The organism is Vibrio sp. M260118 (assembly GCF_036533755.1).
Classification (GTDB): domain Bacteria; phylum Pseudomonadota; class Gammaproteobacteria; order Enterobacterales; family Vibrionaceae; genus Vibrio.
On record NZ_JATABG010000571.1, the window covers coordinates 1 to 1,419 of the forward strand.

Annotated in this window: 1 protein-coding gene; it reads right to left on the reverse strand. The window is 42.1% G+C overall.

Annotated features, from left to right (window positions below; all coding sequences use genetic code 11):
- Nucleotides 1-230: 230 nt before the first annotated feature.
- Nucleotides 231-716, reverse strand: a complete 486-nt coding sequence (locus tag QTO00_RS19665) for a hypothetical protein (protein ID WP_229617931.1) — start codon at nucleotides 714-716, stop codon at nucleotides 231-233.
- Nucleotides 717-1,419: the final 703 nt, after the last annotated feature.

Here is a 1,419-nt window from a genome sequence, read left to right on the forward strand (position 1 = left end):
TTAGGACTTCGTGTTCGACTGCCTCATCTTGGCCAAGGCAATAGCCGTTAAAACAGGCCGTATATATGGTAGTTAACCTGCGCTTTTAATCATGCTACTGACTTGCAAAACTGGGGGAGACCATATAAGTGAGCGACGCCTGCCACCCAGGCTAATCCATTGCACCGTAAACACAAAACTCAACTTGAGCTGAAAATGCCACGCGTTGCGAATCTGCCTTAAACGCTTTGTTATGCGATTTTTATCAACGTACCACTCTTCTTTGCCAACCAATAGCCATCACGAAATTCTTTTTTCACTGCACTACCAAAGCTAGCGTTGAAAGGTACTAACAAACCATCACAAATAAGCTCGCCTGAAAATGGCAAAATTGCGGTATCAACCACAGAGTATTCTGGACACATTTCTTCAATTGGCGAAGTCAGCCCTTTCACTTGATAGTACTGGTTACTATCAGGATGCAAAAACACATAACCACCTTTGTATTTTTTAAGGTAAATAAAGCGTCCATAAATAGCGTTGTCGAGAGATTCTAAAAGCTCACTCGATACAGCATGGGACATATTACCTTTTACTTCCGAAACACAATCATACAATTCGTCCCTCAAGGCTACGAAATCCGCTAAACCTTCTGGGATCTTGCCATTATTGATGTAAGTCATTACCAACTGGTATTCGAACAAAAATTTTTCAGCCAATTTACTTTCAATAAGCATGTTTCTATTATTTCCGATTAATCGCATAACGCCGCGTTAAGTGGTGAACAACGCTAACCACCAAACTTAAACCATTGTACCTTAAACACTTAACCTGACTGGAACTGAAATCGCCAAGCGTTGTGAATCCGCCTTAAACGCCTTGTTAGGCGAAGTTTCCCACCAGTGTTTAAGTTGCTTTGAAAGCAGATTACCCGAAACAAAATAAGCAACCAAACACCCACTGACTTTTTGTGATTCAAGAACCAAAAAGATCACTATGTTTCAGCCAAGATTCCAACAACCACGAAATGCAGACCTTCAGCAACAAAGTGGGCTTTGAACCCGAAAATGCCAAAGCGACACACTAGCAGCGAAATCGAAAGCCCCAATTGACTTGCCCTTGCCACACTTTGAGCCAGTGACACTCACCGCCATCCAACACTGAAAACCAATGAGGCAACCCACGAATTTTGGCATGTTTTACGGTTTGAGATATTCAAGAACTTGAACCGACAATGCTGAATTGCCGACAAAGAAAAACGAATGCTCAAAGAGACCTAAGAAAATGAGAACAAAGAACTTTCCTGCCCGTCGCCTAACGCCGCGTTAAGTGGTGAACAACGCGACCACCAAACCTAAATTATTGTGCCGTAAACATTAAAGCTGATTCAAACCAAAACTGCCAAGCGTTGTGAATCCGTCTTAAACGCTTTGTTATATG